This window comes from Fundidesulfovibrio soli (assembly GCF_022808695.1).
GTDB lineage: Bacteria > Desulfobacterota > Desulfovibrionia > Desulfovibrionales > Desulfovibrionaceae > Fundidesulfovibrio > Fundidesulfovibrio soli.
Map to the genome: position 1 here is coordinate 61,925 of NZ_JAKZKW010000017.1, position 23,068 is coordinate 84,992.

At 55.3% G+C, this 23,068-nt stretch carries 14 protein-coding genes and 1 pseudogene; 8 read left to right on the forward strand and 7 right to left on the reverse strand.

The features are described 5' to 3' along the window. Positions 1-288: 288 nt before the first annotated feature. Positions 289-999, forward strand: coding sequence for a hypothetical protein (locus MLE18_RS13800; protein ID WP_243439385.1), 711 nt, complete (start codon positions 289-291; stop codon positions 997-999). Positions 1,000-1,659: 660 nt separating this feature from the next. On the opposite strand, the gene MLE18_RS13805 is transcribed toward MLE18_RS13800, so the two are convergent. The 3 genes from MLE18_RS13805 to MLE18_RS13815 all read right to left on the reverse strand — a co-directional run bounded on the left by MLE18_RS13805 (position 1,660) and on the right by MLE18_RS13815 (position 6,585). Next, positions 1,660-3,678 carry an AAA family ATPase gene (locus tag MLE18_RS13805; protein WP_243439386.1) on the reverse strand — a complete coding sequence of 673 codons (2,019 nt, stop codon included), beginning with the start codon at positions 3,676-3,678 and terminating at the stop codon, positions 1,660-1,662. Between the two features lie 121 nt (positions 3,679-3,799). After that, positions 3,800-6,004, reverse strand: a complete 2,205-nt coding sequence (locus tag MLE18_RS13810) for an AAA family ATPase (protein ID WP_243439387.1) — start codon at positions 6,002-6,004, stop codon at positions 3,800-3,802. 5 nt (positions 6,005-6,009) lie between these two features. Next, positions 6,010-6,585, reverse strand: coding sequence for an ATP-dependent Clp protease proteolytic subunit (locus MLE18_RS13815; RefSeq protein ID WP_336605584.1), 576 nt, complete (start codon positions 6,583-6,585; stop codon positions 6,010-6,012). A gap of 217 nt (positions 6,586-6,802) precedes the next feature. Here MLE18_RS13815 and MLE18_RS13820 point away from each other — a divergent pair, with 217 nt between their 5' ends. Beyond that, positions 6,803-7,690: a helix-turn-helix transcriptional regulator gene (locus MLE18_RS13820; RefSeq protein ID WP_243439388.1), complete on the forward strand. Its 888-nt coding sequence runs from the start codon at positions 6,803-6,805 to the stop codon at positions 7,688-7,690. A 197-nt stretch (positions 7,691-7,887) separates the two neighbouring features. On the opposite strand, the gene MLE18_RS13825 is transcribed toward MLE18_RS13820, so the two are convergent. Next, complete coding sequence (locus MLE18_RS13825; protein ID WP_243439389.1) at positions 7,888-8,961, reverse strand: toprim domain-containing protein; 1,074 nt, start codon at positions 8,959-8,961, stop codon at positions 7,888-7,890. Positions 8,962-9,723: 762 nt separating this feature from the next. Here MLE18_RS13825 and MLE18_RS13830 point away from each other — a divergent pair. From MLE18_RS13830 to MLE18_RS13855, 6 genes and pseudogenes are all read left to right on the forward strand, one after another. After that, a pseudogene (locus tag MLE18_RS13830) lies at positions 9,724-9,934 on the forward strand (IS3 family transposase); the annotation flags it as partial. A 216-nt stretch (positions 9,935-10,150) separates the two neighbouring features. Continuing rightward, positions 10,151-11,071: a hypothetical protein gene (locus MLE18_RS13835; RefSeq protein ID WP_243439390.1), complete on the forward strand. Its 921-nt coding sequence runs from the start codon at positions 10,151-10,153 to the stop codon at positions 11,069-11,071. A gap of 659 nt (positions 11,072-11,730) precedes the next feature. Then, positions 11,731-14,004 carry a hypothetical protein gene (locus MLE18_RS13840; RefSeq protein WP_243439391.1) on the forward strand — a complete coding sequence of 758 codons (2,274 nt, stop codon included), beginning with the start codon at positions 11,731-11,733 and terminating at the stop codon, positions 14,002-14,004. Between the two features lie 26 nt (positions 14,005-14,030). After that, positions 14,031-14,870 (forward strand): OmpA/MotB family protein, encoded by an 840-nt coding sequence (locus MLE18_RS13845; protein ID WP_243439392.1) that lies wholly within the window; start codon positions 14,031-14,033, stop codon positions 14,868-14,870. Next, entirely contained in the window at positions 14,867-16,288 is a 1,422-nt protein-coding gene (locus MLE18_RS13850; RefSeq protein WP_243439393.1) for an EH signature domain-containing protein, read from the forward strand. The genes MLE18_RS13845 and MLE18_RS13850 overlap by 4 nt, the downstream gene beginning before the upstream one ends. Before the next feature lie 16 nt (positions 16,289-16,304). Beyond that, complete coding sequence (locus MLE18_RS13855) at positions 16,305-19,295, forward strand: DEAD/DEAH box helicase (RefSeq protein WP_243439394.1); 2,991 nt, start codon at positions 16,305-16,307, stop codon at positions 19,293-19,295. A 1,760-nt stretch (positions 19,296-21,055) separates the two neighbouring features. Here the strand turns inward: MLE18_RS13855 and MLE18_RS13860 are convergent. Genes MLE18_RS13860 through MLE18_RS13870 form a run of 3 tightly spaced genes read right to left on the reverse strand, consistent with a single transcriptional unit; the run spans position 21,056 to position 22,927 of the window. Continuing rightward, positions 21,056-21,550 (reverse strand): hypothetical protein, encoded by a 495-nt coding sequence (locus MLE18_RS13860; protein WP_243439395.1) that lies wholly within the window; start codon positions 21,548-21,550, stop codon positions 21,056-21,058. A 22-nt stretch (positions 21,551-21,572) separates the two neighbouring features. Then, positions 21,573-21,860 (reverse strand): hypothetical protein, encoded by a 288-nt coding sequence (locus MLE18_RS13865; RefSeq protein WP_243439396.1) that lies wholly within the window; start codon positions 21,858-21,860, stop codon positions 21,573-21,575. Positions 21,861-21,871: 11 nt separating this feature from the next. Further along, the gene (locus tag MLE18_RS13870; protein ID WP_243439397.1) at positions 21,872-22,927 is read right to left on the reverse strand and encodes a replication protein; all 1,056 of its coding nucleotides are present in this window, start codon (positions 22,925-22,927) and stop codon (positions 21,872-21,874) included. Between the last annotated feature and the right edge of the window lie 141 nt (positions 22,928-23,068).

Consider the following 23,068-nt stretch of genomic DNA (forward strand, 5'->3'; position numbering starts at 1 on the left):
TCTACTACAATGAAATGGCGGGCGGGGGAGGACGGATACCCGAGGCGGGTCCATACTATACATATGTAATTAATTCGAATAAACATAATTTGCGGCAAGCAAGGTCAAGACAGCTAATGTGCGAGTGCGTCTAATTGGAAGTCCGTTGAGAACGTACGCATTTGCTTTTGCGAGCGCCAGACATTAATTCGTTGATGAAGTTATGTGTATGTTTTACACGAGTGAATAACTCTTGCGCGCCAACGACATGGCACCACGCTCTAATCACTTAAATTTGCAGGAGGCATTATGCCGACAATCGATGTCTCACCCAAAAGAAATCTTAATGGATATATAGTTTCCGTGTCTGAAGTTGCATTCATTGAAACAATTTTGAGCGCTTATGAAGCCTACACTGTAAACCACATTACCCCCATCCAAGGCAATGCAAATAGGTATATGCGAAGAAAAGAAGTAGAGACGCACGGCTCGTTATTCGGAAATTTTTCAACTGGCCCCAATGGCGAAACGTTATGCACTATAAATTTCGTCAGCGCTGATACGTCGGCGGTACAGGGGCAAGGGGGTGTCGAGCCCAATCTCGAATGTATGGACATGAAACATTCATTCGTCCAGGAATGCTGGCCATATTACAAGAGAGTTGGTTCATTTCATACGCATCCGTATAGCACAGACGAAAGGAATGACGTGACAATTGATGGACTTTACGACTTGTCGCATGACGACAGAGAGTATATCAGAATTAACAGCAGGAAGTTATCTGGGTTTGGAAACTATATTGAGATTGTGGTGGCTGTAACAGAATATATAAATAAGCTTAACAGAGTTGCTGTACAGGCCTGCAGTAATACAGTGCGTTATGATTACGGAAAATTTAGGTTTTGGATGAGTGCTTATTGCTGTTTCGAGGAGAATGGCACACTGCGCGCAACTGATTTGAAAGATACAAGCGTGCATCTCGTATGCCCGGCCGCACTTGGGCAAACAATGATATTCTAGTGCTTTTGTGTCTCTGTGGATTGACTTCTAGTGATCCATTTGACTAATTTTAGCCTTCTCCACTTGTCCACACTATTGAGCGTGTTGTTTGGGTCCTTCATTTTTACACTCTATGTATTCCTGATGAGTGATTAGGCTGCGGTTTTCAATAGCATAACCAGTAATCTTTAAGAACCTTGAGTACGCATATGCACCAAGTTTTTCAAGACACGTTGCCGCAGCAGAGGACATCATATGCTCACGTGAACGACAGAAATGATCCCAAGCTATTGTCCTGGCGTACGATTTATGTTGATGATGGAAATTTAGCTCTTGTTGTTTGGTACGCGAGAAATGCCCGTGGAACCATAATGACTTTTGCCCTCTCAGCCCTCAGGATGACGATCGGATGTCGTCTCAGCGTATAGCAACACTGTCAACATCGGCTCTTTAGGATTAAAATCACATATATACACCATTCCACTTTCGATTGCACATTTGCTCCAATGAACAAAGTACGGTTGATCACTTGAAAGTGATTAATATACCGCGCTGCGCCATCCATCTTCACATGCGTGGGCACGCCCATAAGACCCAGTGTGGCTGTGCCAGCGAACGACTCTGGCGTCCATGCGACAGGGCCGACGAGGTATTTACCTAGTCGGCCCTGTATCGCTATCGCTAAAACCCCATAGCCTTCCCCTTCCCCCCCGGCTTGGCCAGCATCTCCTTCCCAAGCATCTCCACATGCCACGCCGGGTCGCTGCCCTTTCCCAAGATCGCAGCCTTCCTTGCGACCAGGGCGAAGTCACCCGGGGTCAGGCGGTCGAACCCGCCCAGGCTCCCAGCCGGGGCGTCCAGGCCGAAGAACCGGGAGAAGGCCTGCGGTAGCCTTTCCACAGGCAGGTAGCTGAACTCCACCTTGAACACGAACCGCCGCAGGGAGGCTTGGTCCAGCCTGTCCATGAGGTTCGTCGTGCACACGAAAGGTAGCGGGTGCGACTCCATCCAGGTGAGCATCTCGTTCACCTGGCTCACCTCCCAGCTTTGCCGCGCAGTGCTCCTCTCCGACAGCAGCGAATCAGCCTCATCGAAGACGAGCATCGCTTCTTCGCACGCGGCCTGCGCGAATGCTCCGGCGATGGACTTCTCGGACTCGCCCACCCACATGGAGAGCAGGTCCGAAGCCCTTCTGCGGATCACCGGCATGCCCAGCTGCTCGGCGAGACCTCCGGCGAACGCGCTCTTACCGGTACCAGGAGGGCCGGACAGACAGAGCGAGAACCGCCTTGAGCCAGCCTGAGCCAGCCGTTCCGCCAATTCGCGCAGGTTCACGTCCGCACTGGCAAGGTCGGGGTCGAACCGGAAGTCCTCCACCGCCGAGGTGGAGCGGTCGCGTCCCGTGAGCACCTTGTTCATGCCACGGACGAGCATACGGACCTCATCCCAGCCCCCTCCAGCCAGATGGGCGGCCCTGGCAGCGTTGTCCGCGAGCGCCGGAGGGGAGTCGAATTCGCGGCCGAGCATCCGGACTTTATCCTCCGGGAGCTCGATGCGGTGCCTGGAGAGCACCCGGGTCCAGACGCGTTGGCGCACTTTGGGACCGGGCGATCTGACCTCGATGGCCATGCTCATGCGCCGGAGGATCGCCGCGTCGAAGCTGTCGATGTGGTTGCAGGTCCACAGGATGGGACGAGTGTTGGTTTCCAGCAGCCGGTGTACGAACACCCGGGAGAACCTCTCCTGGTGGGGGCTGCGGTCGAACACGTCCTCCATCTCGTCGAAAAGCACCAGGGCTTCGGGTTGGTTCGCCAGCAGCATCTGGGTCATGCGCATGTTCTGCAGCCGTTCCCGCCTGCAAGGCTCGCCGCCGGTGTCGTCGGATTCACCGACTGGATATATCGCCATGCCCAGATGCGCGGCCACAGTTTTGCAGAGTTCCGTCTTGCCCGTGCCGGGAGGCCCATACACGAGGATGTTCACCCCCGGCTCTCCGCTCTTCGCCGCGCCGGCCAGCAACTTGGCCAGCAGGTCGCATTGTTGACCCAAATGCTGGAAATCTTCCCAAGTCAGCTCCGCCGGAGCCGGAACGCCTAACAGCATCTCGCGCAAGTCATCAGGCTTCTTCAGGGGAGGTGCGATCGCCTTCAACAGGTTGTCGGACACCGTGAACACGTCCCGGAATTGCCTGAATCCGAATTCCACATCGAGCAGGCCTGTGGCCACCAGCCTGGACTTCTTCTGAAGGCGCCGCAACACCTCGTCCTGCCTCACGCCCAGGAACACGGCCACAACCCCCGGCCCACACTGTCTGCGCTCCGTGGCTGCGTCTACCAGCGCCTCCGCAGCGTCCTCGTTGCGGTAAGCCAGGGCCAACCCCAGAATCTCCATCTCAAGTTCATCCAGCCCGAAAAGCAACCCAACACGCTGGATATGCATCTCGGTGACTCCGGGGCGAGCGGCTTTTCTGCCAGTGACCCTGCGCTCAAAATACGCCTTAAGCCTTTCCCAGAGCTGCTTCATGGGCATTTCCATCTTGCTGGCGAGCATAGACTGGACTTGTGCGGGGACACGCAAGGCCTCCTGATGTTCTTCCACCCAGGAGATGATCTCCAGAGCAGTATGGTGGGTCCAGTTCATGCGTCTGATTAGATTCCAGACCATACGAAGCAGACGCTGCCGTTCGAACGAGTCAGACATGATCCCTCCTAAAAGATTCGCCGCAGGATCCCGGGCGCTCCTACCGGACCCTGGCGGGCAGCGCCTGACCCTGGGTATAAGCACGTATTGCCGGCGCCTGCTTCCATGGCGGCTTGCCCGCCTAATCCCACGCCTTGTTCCCGAACAGAATGGGCGCACCCTGACGCCCCCGCGACAGGACCTCCTCCACAAACATCCCCGCATTGTTGGCGGAGCCGGACTCCACCCAGGAGACCACCCGCGCTTTCCGGGCTGCCCGGTCTATCTCGTCGCCGTGCAGAGAGTGCCTGCCCAGAGCGGCCAGGAGCATGCCTTCACAAGTCTCCTGATCGCGGAGCTGCCGTTCCCATAGCCCGAGTTGTGCCTCTTCGGACGGCGGGAGGATTCTGACGCAATGATCCAACATAGGGATGCGCTCCCAGCCGCGGACTTTCCGTGTAAGAAGCAGCACAGGATCATGGGAGTCCTCCGCCGATGCGAGGAGTTCCGCCACGGCCTTGGGAAGCTCCGTCCCATCCTGGTCCGCCGGGTTGAGCCGGTCCGTCTCATCGATGAGGACAACTGCTCCACGCACTCCCGTCTGTCTGCGGAAGATGAAATGCCTGGGCACGAGTTCCTCGTGAGTGAATGGGTCCAGGAGTTCCTTGTCCCCGGGGCCCTCCAATGCCTCCTCCATCGTGAACTCGCGTGAGGCGAGCCCTGCTCTAGCCAGGACAGCCCTCGTAGCGCCCAACCCTGTCTCCAGACAGCGACATGCCACCATCACGAGAAGCCGTTGCTGTTTTACCGAGGCGTCAGCGATGCACGAAGCTAAGTGCTTCAGCCGTATACTGTCCGCGGGCCGCAACGGAAGGCTATCCAAGTTATCCTCCGGCACCACTACGCAGCCGAATTCGTACTTCTCAAAGAGGCTACGCGCCTGGTGGTCGCACGCATCAACGAGACCCTGACGTGCGAGGCAGGGTTCCCCGCCCCCCCCGGCATGAAGGCCCCTGTCCAGGGCCATCAGCAGGGAGTTTTTGATAAGGCCCCCGCTGAACACGTAGCGGTGGGCCAGCTCATTCAGATCCACATCCGGGTCGAGGGCACAGCCCGAAGGGATCAGCTTCTCCCATATCCGCAGTCTCATGGCCTCGTCAGGCAGATCGAATGGCACCTTGAGGGCAATGCGCCTGTCCAGGGCTGGGTCGAGCCGCATCTTCTGGTTGGTGGCCAGGATCGTCAGACACTTGGAGCGTTCCAGCTCGATCAGCAGCGCACGGCTCGCCCGGGTGCCCTCCTCAAAATAGTCGTCGCATTCGTCAATGAACACGATACCTCCGAGGAGCCGAGCTTCCCTGAAAACCCTCTCCACTAGGCCGGCGTACCCGCCTTCGGTGTCCAAGTTGGGCGAGCCCATACTTACCAAAGGGGCCTTGAGGGCTGCGGAAACGGCATGGGCGAGCATCGTCTTCCCGGTGCCGGACGGCCCGTGAAAGAGCATGGCCAGGCCGTCGCCGTAGCCAATTGACTCCGAGACGGAACGCCCCAACTCAGAGCCCATCCGGGCCTTGAAACCCCTCGCCACTGCGATGACGTCCTCCAGCACTTTCGGGGGGAGAACGATGCGCTCCTGATCCACAGCGGGCGACAGCACTTCGATCCCCTGGAAATCGGCGTCGTACACCGTTGCGTCCCCCAGGATGAAGTTGACGATGCGAGGATGCAGCCTGATCCGCTGGTCAATGAGTTGCCCCTGCTCTAGCCCGAAGGAGCGGTCGTGCAGCAGATTGTACTTCATCAGGATGGAATCTCTGCCGAAGTACCTTCTATTGCGGAGTTGCTCGGCAAAACCCGCGGAGAGGGCCTCAAGCACAGTTCCAGCCGTCAGCTCGGGCCTGTGCTCGTCCCCGATCAGCCGCAGCTTCATCATCATCCTCCTGGTCCGAAGGGAGGTGTTCATGAAGAATAGCAGGAGAACGATTCGCCGCTCGAAACAGTCCAGACCATGCGTCAGCGACAGTCGTTCGAAGTGGAATTCCTCACCGCCAGCCAGTGAGATCCGGACCCGCCCGGCGATGGTCTCATCCAGCTGCGACGCCAAGGCGTTCAGATAGTCCAGATCGAAGCTATAGAGCCGCTCAAAGGCGTCTTCCACCCCCGTTGTGGTTACTTGGGCCACCTTCTCATGATCGTATCGGCCCATCCGGCGCGAGGCAGCGTGCATCAGCACCGCGACTAACAGTTCCATGGTCTGCAGGTAATCCAAGTTGTCGATGAACGCCCTTTTCCCCAGCACTTCCATTTCCCTCAACCGGGTAGCGATATTCGTAACTTTCATGGCCATGTGCCTCACCTGCCGCCGTGTCCGCCGCGCCTGCGCGGGGTTTCAACAATGTCAGCCAGCCCGTATTCGATGGCCTCCTCGGCGGAGACCCAGATGTCGACTTCCTTGAGCAGGGTTTCCTCGGCCTGCTCCCTCGTCCGCATTTTCGAGTAGCGGAGGTAGTGGTCGAGGATGCGCTCATGCGTCAGGTCTTCGCCCTTGCGCCCGGCGATGAGTTCACCGTGGCTGCCCATCCTGATCCCCTGGAAACGATGGGAGAGGATCGAGGTGCGCGGCGTGAGGACCCTCCTGCCGGGTTCGCCGGCCATGAAGACCATGAGCCCCATCGACGCGAGCATGCCGAGCCCCGTGGTGTAGATCGGGATCCGAGACCACTCCATCACGTCGATGATGGCGAACCCTGCGCTCACCTCTCCTCCATGCGAGTTGATGATGAGCTGCATGTGGTCGATCTCTCCAGAGACATTGCATTCGATGATGCGCTCGCACACACTCTGTGACGTCCCCGAATCGATCCCTCCCGTCAAAAACACAATCCCGTAATCGCTCAATCCCTTGCCGGAGCCGTTCTTGTCTCTCACGACAGCCTCCCTAGTCGGTTTGAAGTATCCATGCCTGGATGCTAGGGTTCATCCCTGACGGAAGCGGTCAGGGACGATTCAAATATTTGGGGGTGCCATGCGATTGCAGCAGATAGCCAAGATTCTTCAGGCTCTCGACCTTCTCAATCGCCCACAAGGGGCCACCCTGCGGGAACTTTCAGACGGTCTCGCCGTAAGCGAGCGATCAGTCTACCGAATGTTCGACATCATGCAGCAGATGGGCTTCCCCATCTATGACGAGCAGATACCATTGCAGAAGGTGAAACGCTGGCGACTGGAGGAGGGCTACGCACAGCGGTTGCCCAACGTGAGCGTCCCCTCGCCGCACCTCACCCTTCGCGAGATGATTGGGCTCTACCTCGCGGGGGGCGACCCGGGACCTTTCCGGGGGTCCGGCATCGAGGATTCCCTGGCCACGGCCTTCTCCAAATTCGAGGCCTTCCTGCCTAAAGGCATCATGCCCAAACTGGACAGATTCCGTTCCCTGTTCCTGTTCAGCGAGGGATTCGAGAAAAGCCTTGAGGGCAAAGAGCAGATCGTGGAGAGCCTGACCAGGGCCATGCTCGCGGAGCGCACCTGCCAGGTGACCTACGACTCTTTCTCCGCTGAATGCCGCAAGACATTCCTCATCGACCCGTTGCACTTCTTCGAGAGACGGGGCGGGCTATACCTTTTCGTGAACGTGCCCGCCTACGGCGACATCCGGTTGCTGGCCGTGGAGCGCATCCATAGCCTTGAGGAGACCAGAGACTCGTTCCAGTATCCGGAAGGGTTCGACCCGAAGCGGAAACTTGGGGAAGCCTTCGACCTGATCTTCGACGACCCTGTGACCGCGAGGATCCGAATCTCCGCCGACCAAGTGAAATACGTGATGGAACGCCGTTACTTTCAAGACAAGAACATCAGGCGGCTAGATGATGGCGGGATCGAGCTGACCCTGACAACCTCGGGTCGGATGGATCTGAAGCGATGGATACTCTCCCTGGGAGGAGGCGCGGAACTTTTGGAGCCCGAAGATCTGCGGAAGGAGTTGGCCGAAACCTGCAAGGAACTCGCGAGGACGTACCTGGCGAACGAGCGTTGAGTGTCATGTTGCTTATTGACGATTTGTCTTTCAGACACGGTGAACTTGGGACGGTGGGCCAGTTAACAACGCCTGACGTATGGTCACATCAAAGAGGCAGCAGCCTACCCGATGAGTAGTATTCTTCTGTCAAAGGCACCGCGAGCCTCGGAGGCAGACACGGACGAACCGAATCAGCCGAGATACGAGCAGGGTGGCTAACCGGTTTCCGAGTTGGCCTGCACCCAGGTTTTCCGTGCGTCGTACACCTTCTTGAACTGTTCAGGGCCTGACAGCTCCCGGGGATATTTCACGCCTACCACCCCCCAGTTTAGCCAAGCCAGTTTGTCGGTTTGGCACCTCCGACCCGCCCTTAGAGCATACCCGCGTCCCACATCATTCGCGCCAAAGCCGAGCAATACTAGTCGGGCGTGAATAGAGTCCAACTGTTCGTCGCTTGGTGGGCCTAACGAGGCCAGAACGTTGATGTTCGGAAATAGCGTGCGCAGGCGGAGCGCATCAAGGGCTCCCTCCACCAGGATCAAAGGCCGCCCCGGTGCACATAGGTGATTGCCGAACCACAGCCTGGGTGCGGCTTGGGCAAACGCCTGGTGCTGAGACTTTTGAGACAACCTGAACTCGGCGGAGGGGTGCCGTTCGATACGCTGCACCCAAAGATCGGAGACGCGGAATGAGGATGGATCAATGACAGGGAAGACCACCCCGCTCCCTTCATTGTCCTGGTAGAGTCGGAGTTGGAAATCTGCAATCGATTGCGTGTTTACCCCGCATGCGCCGGCCAGCCACGCGATCACCTCGTCGCAAGCACTGAATTCGCACCTCTCGTCGAGCAGGGGATAGCTGGCCAGCACGTCCTCATGCACTTCCTGCTCTTTTGCTCTACCTTGGGCTATGCTGGCGGGCGGTTTCTGGCTGGTAACGAGAATCCTACGCCCGGCTGTGGCAAACGCCTCCCCTGCACCATCCTCAAACGCGGGGAATTTGCTCAGAATCATGCTCGCCTCGGTGTGGGGATCAGATTCGAGCCAGTTCATCATGTGTAGGAGTTTCGGGAGCGTGCCATATGCGCCGCATTTGCTGCACCGGAATCTGGGGGCGCGCTTGTCAGAGATTTTGATTGAAAATGAATAACTCCTGTCCTTCCCACCTTTGTGCTTCCATTTTGCGAGAGGGCAAGCCGAGCGAATTACATTGATGGGCATGCTGCCAGGGTAAATTTCAGACCCTAGAGCGACAATAAATCGCCTTGCATTGTCCGTGTCTATCTTCATGTAAAATCTCCTTATATATGAATTCGTATTTGTTACAATTATACATTTGTATTGATTTGTATCAATGATTGTTTGTCAGCTTGTTCACTCTGCGTTGAATTTTCATGATAAATGCTGGCACAAGGATGACTATCTAGTAGTGTTATGGCATGCGAACCGCGTCCTGCGACAGAAATTTACGTTCATCGTCAAACGATTTTCTTAGCATTCTGCAAAAGAGGGATTGAATCCAGCGTCGTCCGGGTCGGTTTCTGACAACCATCCGGTCCTACAGATGGCTACTCCAGAGGGCGTACGGCCAAAGCGGGCCTCACAGCGGTGCCACGCTAGACGGGGTTTGCCTCGCGTGCTGGCAGTGGGGAGGGAAGGTAGGGGGAGGGCGAGAAAAACGTGTAGGGGGCAGATTGCGGCTGTTTATGAGCACCTTGCTCATCAGGTTAATGGGCAATGGAAGATATCCCTTTGCGCCCTGTTTGGGTTCTTCCGGGCTGGCCGGGATTGGCACCGCATACCTGGCATAGACGCTTCCCACGGACAGCAGGGGGAGTCCGGCTGAACTGGCCACCCGCCACATATCGCTCTGAGGAGACCAGTAAGGATGCCACCGCCCCCACCGCAACGGAGCCTAATCGGACCTTGGGGCACCTGCAATCGATTGCAGTCATAAGTCGGTAGGCATAGCCCTCCGGCACCATGCGTCCACTGGAGCAGCCCCCAATTTGACCGGACACCCTGGCCAACCGAGGAGGTAAGGCTAGAGGTATGTCCAGACCTAGTGCTAATGAGTTTTCCACGGTCGAACTGTTGAACGAGGTCCAGCGTCATCGCTGTCCATTGGCGGAGAGGCTTCGGATCGTCGAGGAGTCATCCCTGAGGTGGATGAGCGTCGTATGAGACCCGCAAGCACAGCATCGCCCCAAACCAGTTCTTCCGATGTAGGAAGCTCATGAGCGAAGGCGGCAAGGTGGAAGTGCTTCCTGAGGCTCAGTCATTGGTCATGCCGGGAGGCACTGAGGACATGGCAAACGACGTCATGGAGGGGATGCTGGTATAAGCCCGGACATCGCCTGGGGAGTTACCCGAGAGATGCCCTTTGAACCTGCCAAGCGGCCCGTAGACGATAGGCAGGATCGGTCGCGCCAAATAAAGCTGTTCGTATGCAGAGACCTCAACACCTAAAGAGATAAGAATGCCGCCATCCAAGCTGAGAGAAGGACAACTTGTCCAAAATCCAAAGACTCCTTCGTTAGGGCCTGGTAAGGTCGTGGCAGTTGCCGGAGACATCATCCATGTCATCTGGCGGGATGCCAATGAGCAACAGTCCGCGCTGAAGTACAGACAGGAAACCTTGGTTCTGGCAGAGATTCAATCCGATCCGATTCTGGACAACCTTCCGCCCCTACGGGAGGTTGCTGGGAAATGGTTGTTGCCGGCAAAACGCCTCATGGTCGCCGATGCTGTGGCCAAATTCACTGCCCAGTTCCCTAATGGATTTTACGATCCGGCCTACTACGGAGACAGAAATTGCGGGGAGCGGAACTATAAGCTGGAGGCAACCTATCACTACGAAGAGTTGTTGGGTCTAGGGCAGGCTAGGCAACTCCTGGAGAAAGGAGACTTAGAGGAATTGAGTCGCAGGACACTTAAAGTTCTCGCCAGCATCAACTACCTAGACAAGCGCTTCGGAGAACCTCTCTTCAAGGAAGCATTGGCTGATCGTTCGGCTGCCTCGCGATACTTCATGGCCCTCTTCAATCTGCTCGACGCTCCTACCGTGAGCGAGGAAACCTTCTCACCCTACGCCGAAGCTGTCTGCGAACTACCGGTCATGCGGCGTAGCGGCCGTGTCGCCACCTGGCCGGTTGCCACGGCATTGCCCTACATCGCTCAGCCTCACAGACACGTCTACCTCAAGCCTTCCGAAACGCAGGCGGCGGCAGACCGACTGGGATTCAACCTCAACTACAGCGCGTCTCCCAACTGGCGAACCTACTCGTGCTACCTCAAGATGTGCGACATCTACCGCGACCTGCTTACCGAGCTTAAGCCAAGAGACTACATCGACATTCAGTCCTTCATCTATGTGACCTGTGGCGGGTACGACAGGTAAATCTGGAAAACGATGGGAAGCAGCTACTGCACCGGGGGGGACCATAAACCCCAGGCACTCAGGTGAGTATAATGCGAGGACGAATACGCGGAATTTGCTGAATCCTTGAGGGCAACAATGCCCTCCTGCCCGGAAACCAGATTAACCCGCAGAAGCCAAGGTGCTAGCTCCTGATAAATCGGGAGATGCCTGTGTCCCGGATCCGGTCACCGGACCAGCTCACTACATCACCTGATCACATAATGACTCCATCGGGTGAACATCCAGTGAACTCATTGGGGGCTGAGGTAATCCCCCCGATAAAAGGTCGTTCTGAAAAGTAGAAGGGTCATGACTAGAACAGCGGCCTAGCCCTGACGATTATCAGGAGGCCTTTGTAATGGTCGGGGGCATGGCGTGTGTGCGGTCAGTGACGCGGCATCCTAGTGCTTTCGGCCTCGCAAGACAAGCAGTGGGGTACTTGTCTCTGGCAAGGAATAGAGGACGCGCGATGAGTAGGCTCGATGGTGTCCGCTCTGTCGAACATTAAGGCGGGGTAGGCGGCTATTTGCTCAATAAAAGGTAGGAAAACACGCAAAAATGCGTTTTGTTGCTGTTAAATTAAGGATAGATTTGGCTGTCTTCGATCCTAATACTCGTAAGCGGAGGAGCAACGCGCGATGGGTCTCACTGACATTTTGTCCCTATTAAGTGCTCCGCTTATTCTGCTGATGCCGACTGTGCTAGAAGCCCTGCGATATAAGGGCGCTCCAGAAATTCTATCCTTGCTCATCCTTGTTTTAATGGTCGTCGTAATCATTCGGGCAGTGCGTGCATGGTGGCCGTTTGTACGCCAAATCCGCCGTTGCAGCCGCAAGCTCAATTCCATACCCGTCGAAGGGATGACCGAGGTGCAATATCAGGATTTTCTGGCAGAGCTACCAACTCTGGGGCCAGACCTAGTTGCACCTTGGAAGAGGTTCTCGCAGACTCTGGTTCAAAAGGGTGGCGGGGCGCTCTTTCTCACTGTGAATCCCACAACATTTTTCTCGACTGAACAGTTTGAGGGCATAGTCAAACTGCGCCGGTTGGCGAAGTGGTCCGGGCTGTTCGTTGGCATCGGCTTGCTTTTGACATTTCTTGGACTGGTGGCCGCCTTGAGTTCGGCAACATTGGCAATTCAGGCTGCGACAGATAACGGGGGACAGGGCCAGGAAGCAATGCAAGGTGCACTCAAAGACCTCTTGAGTGCAGCCAGTTTCAAATTCTATACGTCTATCTTCGGACTGTTTGCCTCGCTGGTGGTCAGTTATTTGGAGAAGAAATTTCGTCAAAAGCTTGAAGGCGAGCTCCGCACATTCAGGCAACAGGTTGAGCGTCTGCTGCCCATCCAGGTCCCAGAACAGCTTCTTATTGACCAGTTGCGTGAGTCACAGGAGACGACATCGCAGATCAAACGGTTCAATACCGAAATGAGCGAAGGGCTGATCCGAATGTCCGGTGCCGTGGCCACCGCCATGCACGAAGCTGTCAGGCCGGTCCATCAGGAATTGCGTGACGGATTCTTATCGACTTCGGAAGCAGTGTCCCAAGCGGTGGTCCAGGCGGTCGACCCAATCAGTCAAGGATTGGACCAAGTGGGCCTGAACATTGGCGCGATGGAAGAGACTATCGGCCGAACTATCGGCGAAAATCTCAGGGCCATGCAGGAGGAAACGCTCAACGTCCTGGCAACTCGAATGAACCAGGTCGTGGACCAACAGGCCGGAGCAGAACTGACCTCAATGGCCAACACACTGGAAACGCTGACGCACTCGCTGGCTCAGATGAAAGACTCTCTGGACAGTGGCGGTGGTGCATTCGCTTCAACGCTGGAGGCGGCGGCCCGAGAACTGCGTGAAGGTGTGGCAGGATTGGCCGAGGCCACCAGAGGGATAAGCCAAAGCGTCGCTCAAGATGTCAGTCAGGCGCAAACCGCTCTCCAGGAACGCCTGCACGGAATTGGTGAAGGGATGGCTCAGGCTTTGGCTCAAATGCGAGAAGCAATGTCTGAGGCCGTTGGAAACGTGACGGGGGAGAGCGCTCAGGCCGTGGCTACATTGGGCAAGGCTGTTGAGGCAATGGCCGAGACCCTGCGTCGCACCGCCACCGAAACCGGTGACCAGACCTCCCGTAATGCTCAAGCCATGAATGACTCCATTGCAGGTGTCCTGCGAGAGATGCGTGATGAATCTGCCCGAGTGGCGAAAGCTAATCAGGAAGCCATGGAGAATCTACTCCAAGTAAGCTCGGCGGCGAGAGAGAACATGAGCGTTGCCCTCTCCAAGGTCGGCGAGGAGGTTTCGGCCCAGGGACAGGCCGCTGCGGCTAAGCTTACCGATGGGACTGTCTCCGTACTGGGTTCGTTGAACGATTCGTTGGATAATATGAAGCGGCACATCCAGGCCCTTGCGAGTTCCTTGACCGAAGTAGACCAATCGCTCGGCAACCATGGGCGGAGCGTGCGCGAGGCCGCCAATGGTTCCCAAGCTGCGGCAAAGGCCATGGAGGCTGCCGCTCGGAATATTGTTGCCGCCGCAGACCCCATCGAAAGCACTCAGAAAGCTCTTGCCGTCAGTGTAAGGGGAATGGAGCAGTCGCTTCGTTCCCTTTTGGATGGGGCAACAGCTGTTGGGAAAACGGCAACAACGGCTGAAATGGCGATTCGTCAGACATCATCAGGCCTTGAAAAAGCTTGGCAGCAACACGTTGAGCGTTTCAAAGGTGTTGATGAATCTTTGGCAAAGGTACTGCTAGGTGTGATGGAGGCTGTAGATAACAATGCAGCAAAACTGAATCAATACGTTAATAGTATAGATAAACACCTTGGGAAAGCCATCGGGACTTTTCAGGAGTCTGTCGAAGAGCTTAACGATACATTTGAACAAATGCTTGTCGCATTAAAGCAGCGATAATTTAATAATTATGTCTTGGGACAGTCATGGCATTTGAACAATCTCATAGCGCAGACAGTGAACACGAGGAAGACTTTTTTGTCTCCATGACTGACATGATGGTGGGAATGCTTTTCCTGTTCATCATCATGCTCATGTTTTTTGCCATGAAATTCAGCGATGACTCTGTAGACCTTCGAGAGCAAAACCGTCTCCTGGAGGAGCAGCGCAAGGCCGCCGAAGAGGAGAAGGCTCGTCTACGTGCCCAGTTGGACTTGCTGCAGGGAGCGCAGCAAGCCCGTCAGGCAGTCGTAGAACAGGTTTACCAATCCCTCAAAGACCAAGGTGTTACCGTGCTCATTGACAGGGATAATGGCATCCTGCGCCTGCCGGAATCCATTCTTTTCCCTGTGAACAAGTCGGAACTGCTACCAGAAGGTAGGGAAGCGGTAACCAAGTTGGCCAGGGCTCTGGCCCAGGTTCTACCCTGTTACTCGACGTTGCCGGATGCCATCCCACCGGCTGATTGCCCGACAACCGCCTTTGGGTTGGAAGCCCTTCTGATTGAGGGACACACGGACTCTGATGGTACTGAGGATATGAATTGGCGGCTTTCCATGGAGCGTGCCCTGCATACCTATCAAGTTATGACTCGCGAACGGCCGCTGTTGGGAGCCATGCGGAGTCGCCAAGTGCGGGCTGACGAGGGCGTCTCAGGTGGAGTCGGCTACCCGTTGATGTCTGTCGCAGGCTATGGCCTAAAAAGACCGGTGGCTCCCAATGACAGTCCCGAAAACAAGCGGCGCAACAGACGTATCGACATCCGATTCATCATGACTCCACCCAGCGAAAAAGAAGTAAATGCCGCCAAGAGGCTGCTCGAATGAGTCTGACACTCAAAGACATATTGAAAGCTTGGCAGAATCCCGTCTGTCCGATCCGCTCAATGGAGTTTCCCACTTCCAAGGCAGTAGAGGCTGCAAGGCGAATTGGTGAGGGGGTGGACAGACAAACAAAACCGCCGATTGATCTGTCAATGCTGCGAACAAAAATTGTCCAGGCTGCCAAAAGCAAAGATTTTTCGGCCTTTGATGTTCTTGATTGGCGCTACTCCACAATGTGTTTAGACAAGGAGAGCGGTCTTCTTGAGGAGATGACTCTTCTCCAAGCCTACCTAGGAGCGCTGGCACAGCGGGCCAAGGGGCGCATTCTACGCGGACTGGCAAGGGTTTATGTCCATGTTTTCAGTTCCTTCCCATCCGCCGCCAGCATCCTTGCCGCATTTTTGGCCTCTCGTGCAGACGCCATGGGGCGGCGGTGGGCAGACCCGGCAAAAAAGTATCACCTCTTTAATCCTGACCAAGTTGTGGCTTCCCTGGCTAGGCACTTGCTCCGCCAGGATGTCGATGCGTCACATGGATATGTGGCCGCCCTGGATCAAGCAGGTTTGCCACCGGGTATAGCCGTATCTGAACTCGGTATAAGCATTTTTCAGGCGGCTCTTCGGCAGGCCTCCAAACAGGGTAACCGTTTGGACTCACAGGAGGTGGCACAACGTATCATCGACCTCTCATCCAATGGGGAAGGAGGCTTGGCCCTCCAGGGAGCCAACCTAGTGGTTCGGGAGGTCACAAATGCACTGCTTATGCCTTTCCGAGCAACAAAGGGTGACGAAACTATTCGTAATCGAGTGAAGACGTTCCTTTTGAACAAGTTGCACGACCCTCGGTTGGACCGTGCCCTATGGCTTCCTGTGCGTGAAGAAGCCAAAGCGGTTATGCATGGGTGGTTGACTGAGCAATCGCTGGAGTTGTTTTTGGGCATCGTTGACCGTGTGTCTGATATGGATGAGGATGCCCGCCGCATGTGGCAAATGCGGGGGAAGTTCTGGAGGGCCTATCACCGGAAAGGGTTCATCAATGAGGCCTGGGTTGTTCTGGGTGTCAATGGGGTTCGGGAGGCTCGACGGATCAACTTGCAGGCAGATTCTCCTCTGGGACAAGCGTTAAGCTATGCTGAGCTTACCTACTCCACTGATATAATGAATCACATTGTATTGATCATGAAAATTGACAATCTTGTAGTTGTGGACTGGAGTCACAATGGGCGTTGTCACATATGGAGTGATCGAAACAAGTATGCTCCCGCACTGTACAGGCCACGCTACAGCAAGAATGATTTGACCCAAGGTTCAGAGAAGCCAGGCCCGTATACGCATTATGCCGGTGGGACATGGCGCGAAAATGTGGCGGAACATATCCGAAGGGAAACAGGCAGGCGGGTGCTTGCCAACGATTACCGTTAGAGGTGTTATTTATACCATGTCGACCACGCTCATACATACCCCCACCGAAAACGGAGTCTTCTTTCAAATGAGAAAGACTCCTCTTATCGGTAAATCCATGTTCGTCTCTCCAGATAGCTGGGAATCCATCAGCCAAGGAACACTATCGTCACAAGCAGGCTTATTGCTTCGAGCCCTGGACGAACTTGAAATGGCGAACATGCCTGGAGATGTTGAACCTTCTCAGGCAGCGGCAGCTGTTCGAGAAGAAGACGGCATACTTCTGAGCCACAGATACGTGGCCAACTTGGGACAAGCTCAAGCTCAGATGTTGACTCTACCTCCGTGCACTCCATTGTGTTTGTCCATTCAGAGCCGGGGGATCATGAGTCAGTCTGACTTTCAGTTGGAGGCTGCGTGGCTTACGTCCCAAGGTCAAAAGGCCATTGGCGCTCGTCGCGTAGGTGCCATGATTCAACACATGGGAGTTTGGCAACGTCTACCAGTAACGCTCTATGACTTGGCTTCGGCCATTGATGACTTCAACGCCATCACCAATGATGATCAGGACGAGCGCCGTAGGCACCTCGCCCGGCTGACCGCAGCTCTCCCTCAGCAGGCTAAAGATCAGGTGGCTCGCGATGGCTATCTGGACAGCCTGCGTGTTTTCCATGCTGCGGCTTTGTCATTAAGGCTAAAGACGTCACGCGCTGCCTTCGATGTAGAGCCTGTGCTCTTTGGCCGCAGGCGGTTAGAGGACGAACGCACGAGTGGTTTAGAGGAGGAGGAAGTCCCTCGGACCAGTAGGGCTGCGTTGCCGCTGGAGAGTGAAGCCCTTCTCCCCCCAGCGCTTCATGAGCACTTTATTCGGGATTTCACCGTCACATATCCTCAGGTTCGCTCTTCCTATGTGCTCGGCGAAAACCGCTACATCTTTGTTGAACCTCTGGTGCGTGAGGCGCTGGAGGTGGTCAAAGAAGTTCGGGGGGCTTCACCTGAAGTGCGTCGTGAGTTCGCTCGTCATCCGCAAAGACACTTACAAGAAAGACTAGGTGAACGATTCGGTGGGGCAGCCGTTGAAGCAATGTTTGTGGTAACCCAAGAGTATTCTGAACGGGTGGTGGGACTAGGCCTTTGGGTTCCCACAGTCCTTCCCTGGGTCAAGCGTGCCCCGAATTCGTGGATACCTGAGTCGTTTGGACTAAAGGTTGAGGATAAATCGGTTGCGTTTTCCACCTCTGATGAGGTCGATTCAGCCATCCGAGATATTAAGGAGGCAATGGAGCAAGGTCGACCCTGTGCAGTGATACAAGATGTTCCCGTTCCCGCCGTTCCTGCTACGATAGAAGTCCTTGAAAGTATCAATCGTCTGGTGTCTGAGCCAGAAGAACAGCCGGATCAGCCCGAAGGCCTCGCCAAGGACGACGTCGTTGGTCCGATCTTCATAGAAGTGACTGAAAATTTGGATGAAACAAGGTATTGTTCCTACCGAAAGCGTGTCGCGGTAGAAGTACGACACTGCCTCCCGCACGCTTTGCGGACAACGCTGAAGCTTCATCAACAAGAGGCCCTGGAGTGGTTGGTGCGAATGTGGTCAACCGGCACCAGTGGTGCATTGCTGGCAGACGACATGGGGTTGGGGAAAACACTTGCCTCACTTGCATTCTTGTCTTGGGTGCAGCAGCGCCGTGTTGAATTGAACCGTACGCGAAAGCCCATCCTGATTGTAGCCCCTACGAGCTTGGTTGGGAACTGGAAGCAGGAGGTACTCACTCATCTCGACGAACGCGGCTTGGGAGAATGTATTGAGGTCCTGGGGATCAAAATGCGTCATCTCCGGCAGACCAAGGGGCGGGATGTAGACAATGGAACATCGCATCTAGATGTCCAACGTATCCAAGAAGCTGACTGGGTGCTTACCACATATGAAACTCTTCGTGACTATCATCATAGTTTTGCAACCATACCATGGAGTGTGGCTGTATTCGATGAGATGCAGAGGGCCAAGAATCCTACATCCCAGCTCACAAGGGCAGTAAAAGTACTGCGTGCGGACTTCTGTCTCGGCTTAACAGGGACACCCATCGAGAACTCTCTCGCTGACATTTGGTCAATTATGGATGCTCTATTGCCAGGATTTCTGGGTGACCTCCGAGGCTTCATGGCCGATTATGGTGATGCAAACTTGGAGAAGCTCAAGCTGCTCAAGGATAGACTTGAGGGGAAGGGGCAAAAGACGTTTCGCCCCATGCTGCGGCGAATGAAATGCGACACACTCCAAGGTCTACCCGCAAAAACCGAACATGTGGAGGCTGCCACCATGCCTGCTCGCCAAGCGCAGGCTTACGAATTCGCCATCAAGCAAAATCGGCATGGAGGACCAGGGGCGTCGTTAAAGTTGCTGCACGCATTGCGGATGGTCAGTCTGCACCCAGAAGCTCCTGAAGCTTGGATCAGCTCTGGGGATGACTACATAGGCTGGTCTGCTCGGCTTGCGCGGGCAATCATGGTGCTGGACGCTATCCGAGACAGACGTGAGAAAGCATTGGTATTTTTGGAGTCATTGGACCTTCAAACTGTACTGGCTACCAAGCTCAAGGAGCGGTATCAGCTCGGCAGACTACCTTTCATCATCAATGGTTCCGTTCCGGGGGCCGTACGACAGCGATACGTTCAGGCTTTCCAGCAAGAGCGTGATGGTTTTGATGTAATGATCCTGTCTCCTAAGGCTGGCGGGGTTGGCTTAACGCTTACCGCAGCCAACCACGTTATTCATCTTTCGCGCTGGTGGAATCCTGCGGTGGAAGATCAGTGCACCGACCGAATTTACCGCATTGGGCAGGAGAAGGATGTCCATGTCTACTACCCGTTGGCAATACATGGACAACCACACTTGAAGGAGTTCAGCTTCGACTTGAAGCTGCATGAACTACTGGAGAGGAAGCGGAACATGAGCAAAGAAGTCCTCCTACCGCCTGAAGACGGTCGAGAGGCTGACTTCTTGGCCAAGGGGGTGATGCCCAATTAAGCCGATTACCTTGAAGTGGACGCTTGCTTCGCTTGCTCGCACGCCTTGATGAACACTGACCGAATGGACCGCTATTCATGCCGATAAAGCGGTAGACCGACTAACGTCCGTTTCCTGAGGGAGCGGGTTGAACTGAGGTGCCCATTCAGAATGGCAGCTTGGCCTTGAACATGGGCGGGAGGTCGAGGTGGCTTCCCTGCCATTCCCCGGCGTGCTATCATCTAGCCATGATAAAGCTCATTATCCTTGCTGTCCTACTCCTGTTTCAGATCCAGGCTGTTGCGGCAGAACAAACGGGAAGTTCCGCAGACTTCTACGACAACAAGGGCAACTTCACGGGGAGAGTTCGCCCCGAGACTCCCGCCTCACAAGATGTCAAGGTTATGACCGACAAGTATGGCAATCAGATTGGGAAAGCGCGTAGTTACGATGGAGGGAAAACCTGGGAAGTACGCGACCGGTACGGCAACCTGAAAGGGACCGTTCGCAGCCAATGAAAAAAATGGCCTCTCTATTCGACCTAAAACCCGCGACGCCACTAGATCGAACTTATTCAATCGACTGAGAATCGCACACAATAAAAGCGAAAACACTTATCGCTGCAATATATTTCTATGTACGTAAATATTATGTGCTTAATTGATGTTAACTGCCTCCACGAACGCTCCCACCCGGAAAAACAAACCTCGTCTGATTTCGCTGTAAGCGGGCTTAGAATTAATCCTAATGACTTCGCCTGCTCTCGGAATACCGGTGTCTCTCCTTTATATATCTGTGTGCATCTTCCTAAATGAATAGAAAGTTGCTATTCATTCTAACAACGCGGGATGACCTTCACCTCTTCCGATTCCTGTGTAAACAGCCACAATATATCCATTATACACTTCTTGATCGTATCACATCCTTTGGCGTTCCTAAGCACCATCACGGTGGTCAACCATCCAAAAACATCTTGCATGACACGCACTGGAACCACGCTTTTACCTGCGAGGGTTGCAGCCGTGTGCCGTAGCGTATGAAAAACAACCTGTTTGCCATTCCGTCACTCCGCCATTTAACCCAAGATGCTCAACGGCACGATAGAAAGCAGCTGGAGCCTCGTTGTAGGGTCGCCCATTTCTTCTTGTAAACACCCTATCAATGACACATGCTATTTTTCTCCTCTTGAGCATCTGTGCTAAGCGGAATTGGCCCCCATGCCTGGCATGGTTCGCTCCCACGGACAGCAGGAAATGTCCGGCTGCACCGGCCACCTGCCGCATACATCGCAGAGGAGTCCCGCAAGAATGCCACTGCCCCCCTAAAACGGAGTCTGACCGGGCCCCTGGGACACCTGCAATCGATTGCATGTTCTGCGAGTTGTGCGGGTGGCATTGCTCTGGGATACCATGTGCCCACCGGGTTGGGACGGGTAGATACTGCTTGTCCCAGTGTGTTCTGCGGGGGAGGTTCGGCGGAGCCATAAACGAGTAGCTTATGGCTCTTCCGACAAAAAAACCGCCGAATCTTGAGTCTGATCATGTCTCGCATGTCAGCCTCCCGCCGACCAGGGGTGTGGATCCTTTTTCAAAACTTTCAATCAAATTACAGGCCACGAATCCCGCGAGGTCGGGACTTCCCCTCGGTGATCCTCTAGGCAAAGTTTGGCTGCACCCCATTCGATTTACCCTTAGTTCCCGGGACATCTTCTACAACTCCCCTTGTCGACTAGGCGGCCCAAGCTCTGCCGGCGCTTAGTCGTGTCCTTGTCCGTGAGGACGCTAAACAGTAACTGTTTTCCGATGGACACCGGAAGCCTCCTCAGATGCTTGAGAACGCAGGTTGCTCGGGAACATGACCTTGGTGTTGCCTCCCGCCAGGAACTGGGTGAGTTTGGACCCTCCCATCAGGTTGTAGACCATCTGGCGGTACTCCTTCTCGGTGGGGTGGAGTCCCCTATCCGCAAGGGACAGCGTATCCCCGAACAGGACGTCGATGAAGACGGTGGGCTTCCCCCCGCTCATCCGCTCAAGCAAGAGCGAGGAGATCGTGCCGCTGGCCTTATCGGCTCCGGAGAACGTCCCGAACGGGTTGGTGACCACCAGCAGGCCCGCCGGGATCATCCTCTCATAGTCTGTCGTGTCCTCAAGGGTGGACTGGAACGCTATCTGGATCAGGTCCTTGAAGTCCACCACCCGCGGGACCGTGTGGGTGGAGAAGGCATACGTGGCCGCGATGTAGCTGGCCAGCTTGCCGATCTGCAGCGGGTTGGACACGAAGCAGCACACGATCCTGTGGTCATGCTTGATGCCCAGGCCCGGACGTCAGCTCAGCCAGCTCTTCCTTGGTCAGCCTCGGAAGGCGGTTATTCGCCTTCATCGAATGGCTCTTTCCGTGCATCTGAGCAATGACGGTAGGGCACGCAATCAGTTGCATGTTCTTCTCCGACTTGGGCTCCCGCAGAAAGCACGGGTCCAGGTGGTGCTCATTGTGGAGGGCCTGGAGGATCTCGCGCTTGATCGTGCCGCCCTCCTTGTCCACGTTCCATGAGAACAGGACGGCCTTTTCCAGCAAAGCCATATTCATAGCCATTCCTCCTAGAACTCCCCTTCTTCAAGGGGCCGTACAGCCATGCCACTGGAGGGCCTGGATGCAAATACTATGGTCTTGGCCAGGGTCGGGTCGATCACGGTGCGATTCGTGTAGTAGGATACGAACTCGGGAGTCATGGTCATGAAATACTTATAGTTCTTGCCGCTCTTGCTGGTACAAGTCAGGGTGCGTCGGTTAGTGGAAACATGCTTCCAGCGAATCGCCAGGTCTTCCACTTTATGACGGATCGCCTCGTCGTCGAGCCCGGAGGCGTGAAGTTCGTTCAGCCAGTTCTTGGCCATGCCCAAGGTCTTGCCGGTCATGTCCCGGACGATGCCCGTGTAGTCGTGGTCGCGCAGGGTCTTGTACCAGAACTCCATCAGGGCCTTCGGGTTGGCCTTGCCGGCCGCGCTGAAAAGTGGCTCGGCGGCCCGCTTCTCTTGCTTCTTGACGGCATGCTCCCGGGTGGCTGCCTTGGCCTGTTTCACCATGCTCAGAAGATCGCCCATGAGACTCCTCGCAGTTTGTTTCACCATGTCGATGAAATCTTTTACCGCGTTGATCACGGTGTTTGCGATCGCGTCCACGAACTTGCACATGGTCTCGAAGGTCTTGCCCTGGAAGCTCTTATGGAGGGCCAGCATGCTCTCGCGGGAGACCGTACCGCGCTCCCGCCGGATGCCATCCTCGATGTGCTGGTTCGCCATCTGGAGGTTGATGGCATAGAAGCACTCGGAGCCGGAGTGGGCGGTCATCTTGCGCAATTGATTGCGTTCCTGCATCAGGTTGACCACGCGCTGGGCGGTGCGGACAGAAATCCTGCACTCCTCCGCGATCTCCTTGCGGGTGATGCGCTCGTATGGTTTCCCGAATCCCAGGGTGCGTTTGATGATGTAGTGGTACACTGCCAGGGCCGTGTTCGGATTCACTCCCGTGAAGCCCTTGAACATGCCCCCGATCATGAGCTTGTCCAATGCCAGGTGGCGGAAGTCGGCGCATATCTTGCGCTCTTCATCCGTCTCCCAGCGTGTGGCGTTGGATGCAACGTAGACGTCAATCACACGAAGTCCTCCCTAAATGGATATTATTAACGTTTCATTATTTACCGGATGGAGGACGGCGATGCAAATGAGATGCAGGAAAATCGGCCTCTACGGCGAAAAAAGTTGTAAATAATTTGGGAGGGGGGGGTGCGCGGCACC

Coding starts and splice junctions, on each gene's coding strand:
- MLE18_RS13845 (WP_243439392.1), top strand. CDS start 14,031: ATGGCATTTGAACAATCTCATAGCGCAGACAGTGAACACGAGGAAGAC.
- MLE18_RS13810 (WP_243439387.1), bottom strand. CDS start 6,004: ATGGCCATGAAAGTTACGAATATCGCTACCCGGTTGAGGGAAATGGAA.
- MLE18_RS13840 (WP_243439391.1), top strand. CDS start 11,731: ATGGGTCTCACTGACATTTTGTCCCTATTAAGTGCTCCGCTTATTCTG.
- MLE18_RS13825 (WP_243439389.1), bottom strand. CDS start 8,961: ATGAAGATAGACACGGACAATGCAAGGCGATTTATTGTCGCTCTAGGG.
- MLE18_RS13800 (WP_243439385.1), top strand. CDS start 289: ATGCCGACAATCGATGTCTCACCCAAAAGAAATCTTAATGGATATATA.
- MLE18_RS13835 (WP_243439390.1), top strand. CDS start 10,151: ATGCCGCCATCCAAGCTGAGAGAAGGACAACTTGTCCAAAATCCAAAG.
- MLE18_RS13805 (WP_243439386.1), bottom strand. CDS start 3,678: ATGTCTGACTCGTTCGAACGGCAGCGTCTGCTTCGTATGGTCTGGAAT.
- MLE18_RS13820 (WP_243439388.1), top strand. CDS start 6,803: ATGTTCGACATCATGCAGCAGATGGGCTTCCCCATCTATGACGAGCAG.
- MLE18_RS13855 (WP_243439394.1), top strand. CDS start 16,305: ATGTCGACCACGCTCATACATACCCCCACCGAAAACGGAGTCTTCTTT.
- MLE18_RS13865 (WP_243439396.1), bottom strand. CDS start 21,860: ATGAATATGGCTTTGCTGGAAAAGGCCGTCCTGTTCTCATGGAACGTG.
- MLE18_RS13850 (WP_243439393.1), top strand. CDS start 14,867: ATGAGTCTGACACTCAAAGACATATTGAAAGCTTGGCAGAATCCCGTC.